General features: G+C 31.6%; 18 protein-coding genes. 16 read left to right on the top strand and 2 right to left on the bottom strand.

The window, feature by feature from the left end:
• Positions 1-3: 3 nt before the first annotated feature.
• The 13 genes from ISP02_RS06490 (at position 4) to ISP02_RS06550 (ending at position 12,788) form a co-directional block, all read left to right on the top strand.
• Positions 4-1,245, top strand: a complete 1,242-nt coding sequence (locus ISP02_RS06490) for a tetratricopeptide repeat protein (protein WP_195720773.1) — start codon at positions 4-6, stop codon at positions 1,243-1,245.
• A gap of 27 nt (positions 1,246-1,272) precedes the next feature.
• Complete coding sequence (locus ISP02_RS06495) at positions 1,273-1,821, top strand: YpiB family protein (RefSeq protein ID WP_195720774.1); 549 nt, start codon at positions 1,273-1,275, stop codon at positions 1,819-1,821.
• An 11-nt stretch (positions 1,822-1,832) separates the two neighbouring features.
• The gene (locus tag ISP02_RS06500; RefSeq protein WP_195720775.1) at positions 1,833-2,429 is read left to right on the top strand and encodes a DUF1405 domain-containing protein; all 597 of its coding nucleotides are present in this window, start codon (positions 1,833-1,835) and stop codon (positions 2,427-2,429) included.
• A gap of 39 nt (positions 2,430-2,468) precedes the next feature.
• A complete protein-coding gene (locus tag ISP02_RS06505) occupies positions 2,469-3,164 on the top strand; it encodes a zinc metallopeptidase (protein ID WP_195720776.1) in 696 nt (231 codons plus the stop codon).
• Between the two features lie 158 nt (positions 3,165-3,322).
• A complete protein-coding gene (locus ISP02_RS06510; RefSeq protein WP_195720777.1) occupies positions 3,323-3,634 on the top strand; it encodes a nucleotide pyrophosphohydrolase in 312 nt (103 codons plus the stop codon).
• A 21-nt stretch (positions 3,635-3,655) separates the two neighbouring features.
• Positions 3,656-4,786 carry an N-acetyl-alpha-D-glucosaminyl L-malate synthase BshA gene (bshA, locus tag ISP02_RS06515; RefSeq protein ID WP_195720778.1) on the top strand — a complete coding sequence of 377 codons (1,131 nt, stop codon included), beginning with the start codon at positions 3,656-3,658 and terminating at the stop codon, positions 4,784-4,786.
• Positions 4,779-5,984 (top strand): CCA tRNA nucleotidyltransferase, encoded by a 1,206-nt coding sequence (locus ISP02_RS06520; protein ID WP_195720779.1) that lies wholly within the window; start codon positions 4,779-4,781, stop codon positions 5,982-5,984. Before bshA ends, ISP02_RS06520 begins: the two co-directional genes overlap by 8 nt.
• Positions 5,971-6,942, top strand: a complete 972-nt coding sequence (locus ISP02_RS06525) for a biotin--[acetyl-CoA-carboxylase] ligase (RefSeq protein ID WP_195720780.1) — start codon at positions 5,971-5,973, stop codon at positions 6,940-6,942. The genes ISP02_RS06520 and ISP02_RS06525 overlap by 14 nt, the downstream gene beginning before the upstream one ends.
• 21 nt (positions 6,943-6,963) lie before the next feature.
• Positions 6,964-9,648, top strand: coding sequence for a helicase C-terminal domain-containing protein (locus tag ISP02_RS06530; RefSeq protein WP_195720781.1), 2,685 nt, complete (start codon positions 6,964-6,966; stop codon positions 9,646-9,648).
• Positions 9,649-9,732: 84 nt separating this feature from the next.
• On the top strand, positions 9,733-11,025 hold the full coding sequence (gene asnS / locus ISP02_RS06535; RefSeq protein WP_195720782.1) for an asparagine--tRNA ligase: 1,293 nt from the start codon (positions 9,733-9,735) through the stop codon (positions 11,023-11,025).
• Between the two features lie 83 nt (positions 11,026-11,108).
• Entirely contained in the window at positions 11,109-11,795 is a 687-nt protein-coding gene (locus ISP02_RS06540) for a DnaD domain-containing protein (protein ID WP_195720783.1), read from the top strand.
• The gene (nth, locus tag ISP02_RS06545) at positions 11,785-12,444 is read left to right on the top strand and encodes an endonuclease III (RefSeq protein ID WP_195720784.1); all 660 of its coding nucleotides are present in this window, start codon (positions 11,785-11,787) and stop codon (positions 12,442-12,444) included. Before ISP02_RS06540 ends, nth begins: the two co-directional genes overlap by 11 nt.
• Positions 12,445-12,449: 5 nt before the next feature.
• Positions 12,450-12,788 carry a YpoC family protein gene (locus ISP02_RS06550; protein ID WP_195720785.1) on the top strand — a complete coding sequence of 113 codons (339 nt, stop codon included), beginning with the start codon at positions 12,450-12,452 and terminating at the stop codon, positions 12,786-12,788.
• A 19-nt stretch (positions 12,789-12,807) separates the two neighbouring features.
• Here ISP02_RS06550 and ISP02_RS06555 read toward each other — a convergent pair whose 3' ends face one another.
• Positions 12,808-15,030 carry a transglycosylase domain-containing protein gene (locus ISP02_RS06555; RefSeq protein ID WP_195720786.1) on the bottom strand — a complete coding sequence of 741 codons (2,223 nt, stop codon included), beginning with the start codon at positions 15,028-15,030 and terminating at the stop codon, positions 12,808-12,810.
• Positions 15,027-15,653 (bottom strand): Holliday junction resolvase RecU, encoded by a 627-nt coding sequence (gene recU / locus ISP02_RS06560; RefSeq protein ID WP_195720787.1) that lies wholly within the window; start codon positions 15,651-15,653, stop codon positions 15,027-15,029. Before recU ends, ISP02_RS06555 begins: the two co-directional genes overlap by 4 nt.
• A gap of 259 nt (positions 15,654-15,912) precedes the next feature.
• Here recU and ISP02_RS06565 point away from each other — a divergent pair, with 259 nt between their 5' ends.
• The 3 genes from ISP02_RS06565 to gpsB are packed head-to-tail and all read left to right on the top strand — an operon-like array spanning position 15,913 to position 17,172.
• Positions 15,913-16,248 carry a DUF1798 family protein gene (locus tag ISP02_RS06565; RefSeq protein WP_195720788.1) on the top strand — a complete coding sequence of 112 codons (336 nt, stop codon included), beginning with the start codon at positions 15,913-15,915 and terminating at the stop codon, positions 16,246-16,248.
• Complete coding sequence (locus tag ISP02_RS06570; RefSeq protein ID WP_195720789.1) at positions 16,245-16,811, top strand: DUF1273 domain-containing protein; 567 nt, start codon at positions 16,245-16,247, stop codon at positions 16,809-16,811. Before ISP02_RS06565 ends, ISP02_RS06570 begins: the two co-directional genes overlap by 4 nt.
• Positions 16,812-16,824: 13 nt before the next feature.
• The gene (gene gpsB / locus ISP02_RS06575) at positions 16,825-17,172 is read left to right on the top strand and encodes a cell division regulator GpsB (protein ID WP_195720790.1); all 348 of its coding nucleotides are present in this window, start codon (positions 16,825-16,827) and stop codon (positions 17,170-17,172) included.
• Positions 17,173-17,209: the final 37 nt, after the last annotated feature.

Genomic DNA, 17,209 nt, shown 5'->3' on the forward strand with positions numbered 1-17,209 from the left:
TATATGCAAGATATCTATAAACTTATAGACGATATCAACGTACAAAAATTGGATAACTTAGAAACTCGTGTTAATGATGCATTAAGTTCTACCAATGATGACGCATTATTTATTTTAGGTGAGACTTTGTTCGGCTTTGGTTTAACACCTCAAGCTATTGAAGTTTTTCGAACACTCTATAATAAATATCCGGATGAAAGTGAACTATTAATTTATCTGATTGATGGTCTTATCGCAGAAGATCAAACAGACGAAGCGTTAGAATATTTAACTGAAGTAGAAATTTCACCAGAAAAATTAATGCTTGAAGCTGATTTGTATCAACAACTCAATATGCTAGAAGTAGCGATCGATAAATTAACTGAAGCACGTGACTTACAACCTAATGATCCGATTATTCACTTTGCTTTGGCAGAAATATTATATTATGACGGCCAATATTTAAGAGCTACATCTGAATATGAAACAGTACTTGAAACTGGTGAATACGAAATTAATGGCGTTAATTTATTTTCACGCATTGCAGATTGTAGTTTACAAAGTGGTAACTATGGTGACGCGATTAAAATGTTCGACGAAATTAGTGACGAGGAAATGAATTCAGAGGATTACTTTAAAAAAGCGATCGCCTACGATAAAAATGAATTGACACAAGAAGCGATTAAACTCGTCCAAACGTTATTATCTAAAGATCCAGACTTTTTACAAGGCTATTTTTTCTTACAGCAGTTGCATGAACAAGAACATAATTATGCAGATGCTATAGAAATTGGTAAAGAAGGTTTACGTTTAAGTCAATTTTATAAAGAACTAATGGTAACTACCGGTAAATTAGAAATTGATCATGGAGATGCAAATGAAGGTGTATCATTATTGACACAAGCACTTGATGTGGATAATTCATATCAAGAACCTTTACTCATTTTGAGTGATTTATTTAGAAGTGAAGAGAATTATGAATCACTCATATCTCTTTTACAATATGTTGATGAAGAAGACTTAGACCCAGTATTTATGTGGCATTTAGCGTATGCGTTTGGTCAAGAAGAACGAGATAAAGAAGCACAACATTTCTTTAATCTTGCTTATCCAACCTTACAAACACAAGCCGAATTTCTAAGCGACTATTATTATTATTTAGTAGAGATTGGTCAAATAGACTCTGCAAAATCAATTTTAAATCAATTATTAGAAATTGAACCGAGTAATGAAACTTGGCATGAAGAATCTCAACGTTTACAATAAGATTATTACAAAGTGAGGTGAGCGTTAATGACTACGAGTTTAAATCAAATGAAGACTAACTTTATAGAATATTTATTGTTTCAATATGAATTTAAGTCTAGGATTAGCGTTTGGGTTTTAAACTACATTAAAAGCTCAACTCAACAAATTGAAAATCTTCATTTTGTTTATGACAGAATAACCAATCACAATACGTTAGAGCTTTCAATAATTGATGCTAAAGAAGATGCAATTACTTTAAAAACTACAGATAGTACACTTATTAATAGCAATGAAATTTTTACTTTCATTGCTAATTCTAATTTGTCGTTAGATATTAAAATTAACTTTGCTCAAAACAGTGACAGGGAACGTCGACTTGATGAACTATTAGTATATCAACTATTAAAATCGCCATATTATACCATTTATATGAATGATATATATACTATCCCATTGTCTACCCATTACGAATCTTCAATTATACAACATTTGCAAGATAATATTGATCTAAGTTTACAATTTAGGCAACCGGAACAGTTTTATCAATTATCACAAATTTTAAAGTTGTTTAAATCAAGAAATTCAAATCCATAAAGGAACGTATTATGCCTCTTAAAACAATTATTAACGCGCTCATTTATAATAAAATAGCATTATGGATATTATTAATTTGTAATCTCGCAGGGACTATATATGGTTATATTTGGTATGATACACAATTAAGTGTTACCGATTGGCAGTTTTTGATGTTCGTACCAGACAGTCCAACCGCTTCATTATTTTTATGCTTAGTTATTTTAGCTTTTATAGCCAATAAAAATATTGCTATTATAGAAGCCTTAGCTTTCGTATCTTTGTTTAAGTACGGTGTATGGGCAGTCTTAATGAATATTATAATGTTTATTGATGAGCGCCAAATTTTTCTTAATGGTTTAATGTTAATTTTTTCTCATGGGATTATGGCGATAGAAGCAATCATTTTCTATCCTCGAATGAAAGTAACTGTTATTGGTTTAGTTGTCGCAATGATATGGGTATTCCACAATGATGTTATAGATTATATATTTAAACAATACCCGTATTATCCATTTATTGAACAACACCTTAGTGCAATAGCATATTTATCAATGTGGTTAAGTATTATAGCAATATTATTATATTTATGGCGCACTTTTAAGAGTAAAACATTTGACCATTTTTAACGTTGACAGTAAAATAATAGTACAAAGGAGTGAGGATTTTTGTCTTTAGTATCTTATATTATATATATTGTTATTTTAATGCTCCTACCATTGTGGGCGCAGCACAAAGTCAAATCAAACTATGAAAAATATTCACAAGTAAGATCCACTAGTGGTAAGACAGGTCAAGAAGTTGCATTGGAGATTCTTCATGCAAATGGCATTTATGATGTTGATGTCGTTGAAGGCCAGGGCTTTTTAACTGACCATTACGACCCGCGTAAGAAAGTCGTTGTTTTATCGCCAGCCAATTTCAGTCGTCCATCTGTTGCTGGAACAGCAATAGCTGCTCACGAAGTTGGTCATGCCATTCAACACGCACAAGGCTATTTCTATTTAAGATTTAGAACGGCTTTAGTGCCATTAGCCTCTATAGGGAATTCAGTGGGTTATATCGCAATTATTGCTGGCATTATTTTGACTAGCATGCAAAGTGCGATAGGTACTACTGCACTATGGATTGGTATTGCCTTCATGGCATTTGCAGTACTGTTCTCTATTGTCACATTGCCAGTAGAGTTTAACGCGAGTAGCAGAGCTATGAAACAGATCACTAAATTGAATATTGTGAACGAGAATGAATATAAACACGCTCGAAAAGTATTGTCTGCAGCTGCAATGACTTATGTTGCATCAACAGCAGTAGCTTTAGCAGAACTTGTTAGATTTATTCTTATTGCAAGATCTAGCGATTAATCATTTTTTATAGTAACACACCTTTTCTTTTGAAAAGGTGTGTTTTTTTTGTCTATAACAGATTTAAAATAATACAATATTGACGTTGCATCATTAATGCATAGTGATTTGATTTAGTCTATACTAAATGAGACATGAATTTAAAAGGAGCGACTAAATTGAAATCAATGACAGAAATGCAAAAAGAAGTCGATACGTTTATTGGTCAATTTAACACTGGCTATTTCTCTCCCTTAGCAAATTTAGCTCGTTTAACTGAAGAAGTTGGAGAGTTATCTAGAGAGATTAATCATCTATATGGTGAAAAAAAGAAAAAAGATATTGAAGATGCTAATACAATTAAAGCTGAATTAGGAGATAATCTCTTTGTATTGCTATGTATTGCAAATTCGTTAGATATAGATATGACCGAAAGTTTTAACGAAACGATGGATAAATATAACAAACGCGATAAAAATCGCTACGACTGATAGAAAGGGTGTAAAATCCTTATGAAAATAGGAATAACTTGCTATCCATCTATGGGTGGCTCAGGTATCATTGCTACTGAATTGGGTATTAAATTAGCCGAGAGAGGCCACGATGTACATTTTATAACTTCTAATATTCCATTCAGAATTCGTAAACCTCTACCAAACATTACTTTCCACCAAGTAGAAGTTAATCAATATGCTGTATTTCAATACCCTCCATACGACATAACTTTAAGTACTAAAATAGCTGAAGTAATTACTGAGTATGATTTAGATGTTCTACATATGCATTATGCTGTACCTCATGCTGTATGTGGCATTTTGGCTAAGCAAATGTCGGGGAAAGATATTAAAATCATGACGACTTTACATGGAACGGATATTACCGTGTTAGGTTATGATCATTCTTTGAAAAATGCGATTAAATTTGGTGTTGAACAAAGTGATATTGTAACAAGTGTAAGTAAATCTTTGGCTGAACAAACTCAAGAAATTATTGAAACAACAAAAGACATTGTTCCTATATATAATTTTGTGAGAGAAAATGAATTCCCTACAGTTAGAAATACTAATTTAAAACAATATTATGATATCGAGGAAGATGAAAAGGTCATCATCCATGTTTCAAACTTTAGAGCGGTCAAGCGTATAGACACTGTTATAGAAACGTTTGCCAAGATTCATGAAGAAATGGCGTCTAAACTATTATTAATAGGAGATGGCCCCGAATTAATGGACATGAAACAACTCGCAAAAGATTTAAACGTAGAAAAGCATGTAATCTTTTTAGGTAAACAAGATTGGGTAAGTGAGTTTTATCAATTAGCCGATTTAGTGTTATTATTAAGTGAAAAAGAAAGTTTCGGTTTAACGCTTTTAGAAGCAATGAAATCTGGTGTTGTGCCAATTGGTTCCAAAGCTGGAGGTATCAAAGAGGTAATCAAACACGGTGAGACTGGTTACATTGTAGATGTAGGTGATAGCTTACAAGCGAGTCAATATGCACTTAAATTACTGAATGATTCCTCATTATACAACCAGTTACAACAAGCTATGCTTTATGATATTGAACAACGTTTCTCATCTGATTTAATTACAGACCAATACGAATACTATTATAGACAAATGTTAGAGGGTAATCATGACTAATATATTATTTGAAGATGCTAAACCTGTTATTAAAAAAATTAAAGAACAAGGTTTCGAAGCATACTTTGTAGGCGGTTCCGTAAGAGATTATTTAATGGATAAAGACATCCATGATATAGATATAACTACAAGTGCTAGACCAGATGAAATAGAAGAAATGTTTTCTAAAACCATACCGATTGGCAAAGAACATGGTACGATTAATGTATTATTTCATAATAAAAGTTATGAAATAACTACATTTAGAACTGAAGGCGAATATATTAATCATCGTAAACCTAATGATGTAATTTTTGTACGCGATTTATATGAAGACGTTAAACGCCGTGATTTCACAATTAATGCAATTGCAATGGATGAATCATACAATATTATAGATTATTTTAATGGTAAAGATGACATTGATGCGCATAATATTAAGACAGTAGGTAATGCCGTAGAACGTTTCGAAGAAGATGCACTTAGAATTATTAGAGGTTTAAGGTTTCAATCTCAATTAGCTTTTACATTAGATAATGAAACTTTTGACGGTATGCTACAACAAATTCAAAATATCGAATATTTATCTATAGAACGCATAATTGTAGAATTCAAAAAATTAATTACGGGAAAAAACGTAGCTGTAAGTTTTAAGAATTTATTAACTTTAAATGCATTTGCTTATATACCGTTCTTTAGTCATTATGATATGCGTCACATTATAATAAAAGAACCGCTACCATTTAATTTATTTATAGCATTAATTCAAAGTAAATTATCAAATGTTAACGCACAATTAGCACAACTTAAAATAAGCAATAATGACAAAAAAGAAATACAAACCTTTACACAATTATTAACAGTACTTCAAACTATAAATACAAAACAGGAACTTAAATTAACTATTTATGATTATGGATTACAACACAACTTAACCATTTTGTCTTATAGTCAAACTTTCAAACAAAATGATATTGCGTTACCGTCACCACTAATTTATAATGAGCAACTTTTAAGACAAATCGCACAGGAAATGCCTATTAAAAATCGACAAGAACTAGATATAACAGGAAAAGACTTAATAGATTATCTCGAACAACGTAGTGGACCTTGGATCAAAGATGCACTAAGAAACATTGAAATTGCTGTTATTGATGGTAATTTAACTAATTATAAACCTAAAATTTTAGAATGGGTGAAAGAACATGTCAAAATATAGTCAAAGTGTCATTCATATTTTATATCAACACCAACTTGAATATGTATCAGGACAATATATCGCAGAGCAGCTTAATATATCACGTACTTCAGTTAAAAAAATTATTGACCAGCTAAAAAATGAAGGTTGTAATATTGAATCTATAAACCATCGTGGTCATAGGCTTATTACGTTACCAGATAAATGGTATAAAGGCATCGTTATTCCATTGATTCAAGAGCAACGTCTTTTCGACAATATAGAAGTTTATGAAACGATTAACTCTACTCAATTACAAGCTAAACAACAATTAGTGGGTAATAAAGAATCATTTTTAATTTTAAGTGATGAACAAACTCAAGGTAAAGGACGATTCAACAGACCATGGACGTCTGCCAAAAGTAAAGGATTATGGATGTCGATCGTCTTAAGACCCGAAGTCGCATTTTCGATGATTACTAAATTCAACTTATTTATGGCTTTAGGTATTCGAGATGCAATACAACAGTTTTCTAATGATACAGTTACTGTTAAATGGCCAAACGATATATATATAGAGGGCAGAAAAGTCTGTGGCTTTTTAACTGAAATGGTTGCTAATAGTGATGGTATAGAAGCAGTGATTTGTGGTATTGGTATTAATATGAATCATCATGCTAATGATTTCATCGAAGAATTAAAAGATAAAGCAACGAGTATAGCGCTACACAGTGAAGAAAAGGTGAATCGTTATCAATTTTTAAAATCCCTTGTCACTAATATTGAATACCGTTATGCTCAATTTAATACTCACTCCTTCGAAGCAATACGCGACGAGTACATAAAGGCTTCAAACATCTGGGGTAAAGAATTAAAATTCACCGAAAACAATGTACAATTTAATGGTAAAGCAATCGATATCGATAAAGAGGGCTTTTTAATTGTTAAAGATAATTCAGGTGAAACAAAAAAGCTAATGAGTGCTGATATAGAATTATAGACTAAAAAGGAGGATAATATAATGGCCGAACCGTGTTACGCTGTAGTTGATTTAGAAACTACAGGAAACCAATTGGATTTTGATGAAATAATACAAATCGGTATTACTTTCGTGCGTGAAAACAAAATTATCGGTACTTATCATTCTATGATAAAAACAGATTTAGAAATTCCTCCATTCATTCAAGCATTGACTTCAATTGAAGAAGATATGTTAACACAGGCACCATATTTTCAAGAAATAGCAGAGGATATATATAATCAATTAAAAGATTGTATCTTTGTAGCACATAATGTGGTTTTTGATTTGAATTTTATCCGCAAATCATTTAAAAATTGTGATATCAAATATAAACCTCGTAAAGTATTAGATACTTTAGAATTATTTAAGGTGGCATTTCCAACAGACAAAAGTTACCAACTTAGTGAACTTGCTGAAGCACATAACATTCCTTTGAATAATGCTCACAGGGCGGATGAGGATGCCACTACTACGGCCAAATTAATGATTTTGGCTTTTGAAAAGTTTGCTAAATTACCACTAGATACACTAAAGCAACTATATTATTTAAGTAAAAACCTTAAATACGATTTACATGATATTTTGTTTGAATTAGTGAGGGCTCATAAAATTACGGATACACCACAACAATTCGCCAAATTTGAACAACTAATTTATAAAAAACAAAAAGATTTTAAAATGCCTCATTTAGATTACAATGGCACATTGAAAGAATTGTATACAAAGATAATCGAACATTTAAATATGATGTATAGGCCACAACAACTTTATTTATCAGAAATTATATTAGAACAACTTATGCATAGTAGTAAAGCAATGATTGAAGCACCTCTAGGTAGCGGTAAATCTTTTGCTTATTTACTGGCAGCCTTAATGTATAACATTGAAACAGGCAAACATGTCATGATTTCAACGAATACTAAATTATTACAAAATCAATTATTAGAAAAAGATATACCTATGATTAAGCAGGCTTTAAATTTTAACGTTAATACCACACTTATCAAAAGTAAAAATGAGTATATTTCATTAGGTTTAATTAGCCAAATTTTAAAAGATGAATCTAGTAATTACGAAGTTTGGATATTGAAAATGCAATTATTAATATGGATTACTGAAACAGATACTGGTGATATCCAAGAGTTAAATTTAAAAGGCGGTCAAAAAATGTATTTTGACCAAAAATTAGAAACTTATGTTCCAGTACGAAATGACATTAATTATTATAATTTTATTAAACGCAACGCACATAATATCCAAGTTGGGATAACGAACCATGCTCATTTAATTCATTCTTCACAAGACGATTCAATATACCAATTATTTGATGATTGTATTATCGACGAAGCACATAGATTGCCAGATTATGCTTTAAATCAAGTAACTAATGAATTAAGTTATGCGGATGTCAAGTATCAACTCGGCTTAATTGGTAAAACTGAAAATGAAAAACTCTTAAAATCCATAGATACTTTAGAACAAAAACGTATTTTAGAAAAACTTGATATCCCACCTATAGATGTGTTTGGGCTAAAAGTTACTATAAATGAGATACATGATTTAAATGAACAACTGTTTGATACTATCTTCTTAACGATAAGAAATTCAGAAGTTCACGCTGATGATATGAATAAACTTCATTTTGTATATCATTTTGATAGCGAACCAATAATTAAAGATTTATCTACAATTATTCATAAACTAAATATGTCGCTCGAATTTTTTAATGGTATGAGTCATAAAATGATTAAATCTGTAAGAAAACAATTACTTTATATTAACGACCGTTTTAAAGCGATTGAATATAGTTTGAAAAATAAACATACAAGTTACTTATCAATTAAAAATATGTCACAAAAATCAACGATTAAATTGCACGTGAAAGACTATAATGTTAAAGATGTCCTAACGTCACAAGTGTTAAATAAATTTAATGCTTTAACATTTATATCGGGAACGTTAACTTTTAATCATTCTTTTAATAATTTTAAGAATTGGTTTAACGAAGACGTATCATTTAATACTTATGAAATCGATAATAAAGTGTATAATGAAAATCAAACTACAGTATTTATACCGAATGATGTCGCTTCGTATAACTATAAAAATATTGATGATTATGTATCATCAATAATTAATTATGTTACTGAATATGTGAATGTCATAGAGTCCAAATGTTTAATACTTTTTACAAGCTATAAAATGATGCACCTCGTACAAGAATTATTAAATGAGCTACCTGAATTTGAAGATTATGTTATTTTGACGCAACAACCTAATCAAAATTATAAAATAGTACAGCAATTTAATAGCTTCGATAAAACCATACTTTTAGGTACGGGAACATTCTTTGAAGGCTTTGACTTTCAATCTAATGGTATTAAGTGCGTTATGATAGCAAAATTGCCTTTTATGAATCAAAATAATACTAAATTTTGGTTGATGGAATCTGAATTTACATCAACATTCAAAGAATATGTTTTACCAGATGCTGTGACTCGCTTTAGACAAGGTATTGGACGTTTAATAAGAAATGAAGAGGACAAAGGTATATTAGTATCATTTGATGACCGACTAATTAATAGTAATTATAAGCACTTTTTCGAACAATCTTTAGAAAACTTCAGGCAAAACAAAGGTGACATTAAACAATTTCATCGTTTACTAAATAAAATAAAAAATTAACGTCGCTCTAAATTTAATTAACTAGATGTTATGTAATGATTTTGTTAAAATATATAAGGATAAATTAATTATAGGAGACTGGTTATGAAGACAACAATTAAAGAAGCAAAAAAATATCTTAACCAAGAAGTGACAATTGGTGGTTGGCTACACAACAAACGTTCGAGTGGTAAGATAGCTTTCTTACAACTTAGAGATGGTACAGGGTTTATGCAAGGCGTTGTAGTTAAAGCTGAAGTTTCAGAAGATACTTTTCAATTAGCAAAAAATATTACGCAAGAATCTTCACTTTTTGTTACTGGCGTTATTACTGAAGATACACGTTCAGACCTTGGTTACGAAATGCAAGTTAAAACAATAGAAGTAATAGATGAAGCACATGATTATCCCATTACACCTAAAAATCACGGAACTGAATTTTTAATGGATCACAGACACTTGTGGTTACGTTCTAAAAAGCAACATGCTGTAATGAAAATTAGAAACGAAATTATTCGCGCTACGTATGAATTTTTCAATAATAATGGATTCACTAAAATCGATCCTCCTATTTTAACAGCAAGCGCTCCAGAGGGCACTAGTGAGTTATTCCATACTAAATATTTTGACGAAGATGCCTTTTTATCTCAAAGTGGGCAATTATATATGGAAGCTGCAGCAATGGCACACGGTAAAGTTTTTTCTTTTGGTCCAACTTTTAGAGCTGAAAAATCTAAAACACGTCGCCATCTAATTGAATTCTGGATGATTGAACCAGAAATGGCATTTTACAACCATGACGATAGCTTAGAAGTACAAGAACAATATGTTACGCACATCGTTCAATCGGTATTAAAAAATTGTACTATCGAACTTAAAACTTTAGAGCGTGACACAGAAAAATTAGCTAACGTTGTTACACCATTTCCAAGAATAACTTATGACGATGCAGTTAAGTTCTTAAAAGAAGAAGGTTTCGATGATATTGAATGGGGCGAAGATTTTGGAGCGCCTCATGAAACCGCAATCGCTAATCATTATGATTTACCAGTATTTATTACAAACTATCCAACTAATATTAAACCATTCTATATGCAACCTAACCCTGAAAATGAAGACACTGTTTTGTGCGCCGACTTAATCGCACCTGAAGGCTACGGTGAAATCATTGGTGGTTCAGAACGTATTAATGATTTAGCATTAATGGAACAACGTATGAATGAACATGCGTTAGACGCGGAGAGCTATAGCTATTATTTAGATTTACGTAAGTATGGTAGCGTACCTCACAGTGGGTTTGGTTTAGGTCTAGAACGTGCAGTTGCATGGATATCTGGAGTGGAACATGTTAGAGAAACATCACCATTCCCAAGACTGTTAAATCGCTTATATCCATAAAATATAACATAAATTGTCCAGTCATCTCATTAAGGCTGGACTTTTTTATCATATATAAATTATTAAAAAAGGAGGGATGTTGAGTGAATGCACATCAATTAAAGATACGACCAGTCGTTATTCGTAAAGAACTCCTTTACCATTACAATGAACTTGATATTGATGAAACAGAATTAGTTATTTTAATTAAACTGCTTCACGCTGGTGAAACGTCAAACAAACAACCATCAATTGAAACATTACAACAAGGTACGACATTAGAAGCGAGACAAATCACTGCAATCATTCAAAATTTAATTCAGCGTGATTTACTAAATCTCAATGTCCGTAAAGATGAAGAAGGTAAATTTACTGAATATATGGATTTAGATCCTTTTTATAATAAATTAAGCACTATTATTGAACAAACTGAAATCTCACAAAAAGCCGAACAAAATCAAATGGATTTTAATAAGTTGTTTCAAAATATTGAACAAACTTTTGGCAGACCATTGTCACCATTTGAAATGGAAACATTAAATCAATGGATCGATGTCGATGAGCATGATTTAGATGTTATTCAAGCCGCTTTAGACGAAGCGTCTAGTCAAAACAAATTATCATTTAAATATTTAGATCGCATTTTATTAAACTGGAAGAAGAATAATGTGAAGACAATAGAAGATTCTAAAAAGATAAGTCAACAATACAATCAACCAAAAATGAAACATACTGTAGAAAATATTCCTAAAGTTGATTGGCTAAATGGAGGTTCACCAGATGGTAAGTAATACAAAGGCTTTAAATATGATAGACGTCATAGCTAATATGTTTCCGAATGCAGAATGTGAACTTGTTCATGATAATCCTTTTGAACTCACGATCGCAGTATTACTATCTGCACAAACTACTGATAATGCGGTCAATAAAATTACAAAGCCTCTTTTTGAAAAATATAAACGTCCAGAAGATTATATAGCCGTAGATATTGCCGAATTAGAAAATGATATTAGAACGATTGGACTATATAGAAATAAAGCTAAAAATATAAAAAAACTATGCCAATCGTTATTGGATAAATTTAACGGCCAGATACCCCAAACACATGACGACTTAGAGAGCTTGGCTGGTGTTGGTAGAAAAACTGCCAACGTTGTGATGAGTGTTGCCTTTGACGAACCTTCATTAGCAGTTGATACGCATGTTGAAAGAGTATCTAAACGTCTTGGTATTTGTCGTTGGAAGGATAATGTGAGACAAGTAGAAGATAAATTATGCAAAGTAGTTCCAAGAGATCGTTGGAATAAAACGCATCACCAATTGATATTTTTCGGTAGATATCATTGTCTATCACGTAGTCCAAAATGTGATATTTGTCCACTATTTGAAGATTGTAGAGAAGGTCAAAAACGTTATAAAGCGACACTGAAAGAAGCGTGAAACATGTGATAACAAAAGATGACTTTAATAATTTAGAAACAAAATTAGACTTTTATGCACAGAAGAAACAACTGAAGTCAGCTACGGCTAAAACATATTTAGATAATTATTTTGATTTGATAATAAATTATTTTAAACAAATAAATAGTATTCAAACAATAAATTTAAATGAACTAGAACAATTACCAGTCGTGCCTATGAATTTTCGAGAAAGATATCAATATATGCAACAGAGAAAATATCATTTTATGGGCTATCGTCAAATGAAAACATTAAAATCTGAGTTAATAAAAATGAATGCATCCTATCAAATAAGGCAAAAAAACTCCGGTCTCAATAATTGAGGCCGGAGCTTTTTATTATTTAATTAAAAGTAAATAATTTAGTTAATGCATTGGCACTTCTGTTAGAATTACTGTTTCCTTGTTGACTGTTAGAGTTGCCGCTGCTTTGACTATTAGAATTATTTGAGTTGCTGCTTGAACTTGATGAATTTGAACTACTACTTCCACCTTGACCAGTTGGTTTGTTATTAGTAGTGTTATCATCTTTATGGCCTTTAATGTACAAGCTATCTTTATCGTCTCCACCAACTGAATCTGGTTTTTTGTAATCTCCACCATCTTTAGGGTTGATTTGAGACATAACATCTTTTAATAGATGTTGTGGATATTCTTGCTCAGTATGACCGACAAATGAATTGGTACCACCTTGTTTGACTTTATTGAAGCCCATCCACACTGACATAGTGTATTTAGGTGTAAATCCATTTATCCAAACATCTTTTGCTGCATCGTCAGGTAGGTTGTACTGTTGATACGTTTCTTGACCATAAGTACCTGTACCAGTTTTGGCAGCTAAGTTAATTCCTTTGACACCATTACCATATGCTGAACCATAAGCTTCAAATGTACCTTTCAAGATTTCGGCAAGCATGTAAGATGTAGAATCTTTCATAGCTTGATGGCTAGTATGATCATATTCAACCGTGTCTCCATCTTGTTTAACAACTTTCTTAATAGAGTGCGCATTGTTATAAGTGCCTCCATTTGCAATTGAGGCAAATGCTGAAGCTAGTTGTGTAGGTGAGAATTCAGATGCTGAACCACCTAGTACTTCAGAAGGACCTATATCACTACTATAATCTAAGCCAACTTTCTTAGCAAAATTCTTCGGTGCATCTTTACCAGCATCTTGTACTGTTTGTTGCCACGTTTTTAACGCAGGAATGTTGAAACTTTGTCTCAATGCGTCATAAATTTTAACTGTACCATGACCTTTAGTGTCATAGTTTCTAAATGTTACACCGTCTACTTGATAAGAACTTTCGTCTTTAATAGAGTGATTAGTTGCCCAGTTCATATTTTCGATAGCAGGACCATAAGCTAAGAACGGTTTTAAAGAAGAACCAGTAGGGTGTGCATCCGTTGCTAGGTTTCTATCTACGACATCTTTATAGTTACGGCCACCAGAAATTGCTGCTAATGCGCCAGTTTTACTATCTACAATTGATGAACCAACTTGTTGATCACCGTTTTTGTAGTAGCTACCATTGTTAATACGTTCTTGCAATGTAGATTGAGCATTTTTATCCATATTCGTATAAATCTTAATACCACTGTTTAATAAAGAACCTAAGTTTTTATTTTTGAATTCTGGATTATTCATTAATTCTGATTTAACGAAGTTAATATAAGCGTCATATTCTGGATGCTCATTCTTGTCAGAAACTTGACGTTGCTTGTCAGTACGTTTAACAAGGTTATCTTGAAGTGACGTTTTTTCAGCCTCTTCTTTTTGCTTCTTAGTTATTCTATGGTGATATTGCATTAGATAAAGTACCGTGTCTTTTCTTGATTCAGCCTGTTTAGGATGATCATAAACGTTATAAGTGTTTGGTACTTGAGGTAAACCTGCCAAATATGCTGATTCAGCTAAATTTAAATCTTTTAAATCTTTGTTGAAATAATACTTAGCTGCGGCTTTGACACCGTAAACACCGTCAGAATAATAAATTTTATTTAAGTATATTTGGAAAATTTCATCCTTACTATACTCTTGTTCTAAACGATAAGATAAGTATGCTTCTTGTGCTTTACGTGCAATAGATTTTTGATCTGTAAGGAATGAACGTTTAACAACTTGTTGTGTTAACGTTGATGCACCTTGTGAACCAAAACCACCTGTAAGGTTTTTCGCAACAGCACCAAATAGACGTTTATAGTCTAAAGCACCATGGTCATAGAATCTATTGTCTTCAGTTGCCAATACTGCACTTTTCATGTTTTTTGGTACTTCATCAAGATCCACATGAGCACGACGTTGGCCATTATCCACTGTTTTAATCAAATCGCCATCTTTATCATATATCTTAGCTGGGATAGGGTCTTGTAATTTCGACTCGGTAAATGCTGGTGCTTTCCATGCATAGTAAGCGAATAACAAAATACCTACAAGCGCTAATATAATAAAAGCAATTATCAAAAAGCCAATGATTTTAATGACTGTACGCTTGATATTTCTATTCTTTTTGTTCTCGGACTTTCCATTATTATTTGAATCGGAAGTCCTTTTATTTTCCGTCATACGCGGTCCTCACTTTCATCTAATATCAACTTATCAACTGCTTTGAGATAATTCAATCGTGGTTGATACTGATAAGGAATATAGTAACCATTTTTTGTAAATTCTTCAACCGTTATAGACTTTTTAATGTTATTTTTGTATCTATTCCAAAAGAATTCAAACTTAGAATACGGCAAAAGAAAGACTTTATCCAGCGATTTGAAACGTATTAATAAAAATACGATTCCACCTTGTTTATTACAAGCCTCCATGTGTTTTACTTGATGTTCATGAATGTTACTTAGTGGAAAGGAAGTTTTATTTTTAGTTTCTTTTGCTTCAAAGTCTATATAATGGCCACCATACAAGCCATTATAGTCGGTTGTTGAAGGTGTTCTAAAATAAGCCTCATTAATCACGGCTTTACTACGCCTTGGATAGTCGACGTTAACAATTTGAACTGGTGTTGGCTTCTTATGTATTACAGCAACACCGTGATGTAAATAATAAGTATTGCTTTTCTCAATATCACCTTCTAGTGACATACCTCTACCACCGTAATCAATATTACTAGAATCAGTTGATTGATTACGTCCGACTTGAGCCTTATTTACATTAAATGGTTTGCCATTGGGATAATTCATGCTTTTTCACCACACTCGTCTCAAATTCAAATTACTTCTTTCAATTATATATGAATTTAAGTGATTATACTATCTCATGAGAAAGGATAAATATGTATGTATTTAACACTACATACATCCTTATATATTTTAACGCTCTTTCTAAAATTAAACAATCATTGTTAATGGTAATGTCATAAATTTAATTTAAATATAAATTAACATTATAAATGACTCAAAATGCCTTTTATGGTAAATTTATTGTGTAGGAGGTTATCTCATGTCACAATTTATTGATGACTTAATAGATGATGTACAACTTATGCAAACGCGTTATGAGATTGCCAAAGAACAAGGGGACTATAATTTTTATGAGGTAGTCAAGCCTTTTACTACTCATATTGATAATTTAATTACTCAAATTAAATTACACGAGGCTGATATACTAAGTTTAACTTATATGAATAAACAGAAATTTGAAATTTTAATTTCTAATATTGAAACTTTATCAGTTGAATGTCATTTTAAACGAACTAGTAGAAAGTTGTTCATGGAAAAACTAAAGGCTGTGCAATATGATTTAGGATATATTCACAGAAGTGAGTTGACGTTATGATCAAAACAATTTATATAACTGGTTATAAACCTTTTGAGTTAAATATTTTCAAAGATGACGCCCCCGAAGTATATTATTTAAAGCAATTTATCGAACATAAGTTAAAACAGTTGATTGACGAAGGATTAGAATGGGTATTAGTACAGGGTCAGCTTGGTATAGAACTATGGGCAGCTGAAGTTGTATTATCCTTAAAAGCTAGTTTTCCTGATTTGAAATTAGGTGTAATTACGCCTTTTTATGGTCATACAGAAAGATGGAATGATGTAAACAAAAGTAAATATATTCAAATGGAACAACAAGCCGATTTTGTGGATAGCGTTTTTCATACTACATATGAAGGACCTCATCAATTTCAACAAGCAGATCAATTTATGTTAGACCATACAGATCAAACAATTTTAATTTATGATGAAGAACAAGAAGCAAGCCCAAAGTTTTTTAAAACAAAGTTAGTTGAATTTAAGAATAAAACAAACTATACTTGTGACATAGTGACGTTTGATGAATTAACGGCGTTCATTAACGATTTACAATGGTCTCAAGAACAAAGTTTTGAATGAGGTGGAGAGAAAAATGTCAGATGTTTCATTAAAACTATCAGCAAAAGATATTTACGAAAAAGATTTCGAAAAGACGATGACTCGTGGTTACAGAAGGGAAGAAGTTGACGCATTTTTAGATGACATAATAGCAGATTATCAAAAAATGTCCGACTTAAATAATGAAGTTGTGAAACTTTCCGAAGAAAATAGTAAACTTAAAAAAGAACTTGAAGACTTAAGATTACGCGTTGCGACAACAAGACCACAAGAAAATAAAAACTTCTCATCAAACAGTAATAACAATAATAACAACAGTAATAATAACGTGGATATTCTTAAACGTATTTCTAATTTAGAAAAGGCAGTATTCGGTAAGTAGGTTTACTTTAAACTGAATTTAATTAGTGCCAGTACAT

The sequence above is a fragment of the Staphylococcus durrellii genome (genome assembly GCF_015594545.1).
In the GTDB taxonomy this organism is placed as follows: domain Bacteria; phylum Bacillota; class Bacilli; order Staphylococcales; family Staphylococcaceae; genus Staphylococcus; species Staphylococcus durrellii.

Excerpts from the sequence above, each read along its gene's own strand:
- ISP02_RS06490 (WP_195720773.1), top strand. The coding sequence starts at position 4 with ATGCAAGATATCTATAAACTTATAGACGATATCAACGTACAAAAATTG.
- ISP02_RS06495 (WP_195720774.1), top strand. The coding sequence starts at position 1,273 with ATGACTACGAGTTTAAATCAAATGAAGACTAACTTTATAGAATATTTA.
- ISP02_RS06500 (WP_195720775.1), top strand. The coding sequence starts at position 1,833 with ATGCCTCTTAAAACAATTATTAACGCGCTCATTTATAATAAAATAGCA.
- bshA (WP_195720778.1), top strand. The coding sequence starts at position 3,656 with ATGAAAATAGGAATAACTTGCTATCCATCTATGGGTGGCTCAGGTATC.
- ISP02_RS06520 (WP_195720779.1), top strand. The coding sequence starts at position 4,779 with ATGACTAATATATTATTTGAAGATGCTAAACCTGTTATTAAAAAAATT.
- ISP02_RS06525 (WP_195720780.1), top strand. The coding sequence starts at position 5,971 with ATGTCAAAATATAGTCAAAGTGTCATTCATATTTTATATCAACACCAA.
- ISP02_RS06530 (WP_195720781.1), top strand. The coding sequence starts at position 6,964 with ATGGCCGAACCGTGTTACGCTGTAGTTGATTTAGAAACTACAGGAAAC.
- asnS (WP_195720782.1), top strand. The coding sequence starts at position 9,733 with ATGAAGACAACAATTAAAGAAGCAAAAAAATATCTTAACCAAGAAGTG.
- nth (WP_195720784.1), top strand. The coding sequence starts at position 11,785 with ATGGTAAGTAATACAAAGGCTTTAAATATGATAGACGTCATAGCTAAT.
- ISP02_RS06555 (WP_195720786.1), bottom strand. The coding sequence starts at position 15,030 with ATGACGGAAAATAAAAGGACTTCCGATTCAAATAATAATGGAAAGTCC.
- recU (WP_195720787.1), bottom strand. The coding sequence starts at position 15,653 with ATGAATTATCCCAATGGCAAACCATTTAATGTAAATAAGGCTCAAGTC.
- ISP02_RS06565 (WP_195720788.1), top strand. The coding sequence starts at position 15,913 with ATGTCACAATTTATTGATGACTTAATAGATGATGTACAACTTATGCAA.
- ISP02_RS06570 (WP_195720789.1), top strand. The coding sequence starts at position 16,245 with ATGATCAAAACAATTTATATAACTGGTTATAAACCTTTTGAGTTAAAT.
- gpsB (WP_195720790.1), top strand. The coding sequence starts at position 16,825 with ATGTCAGATGTTTCATTAAAACTATCAGCAAAAGATATTTACGAAAAA.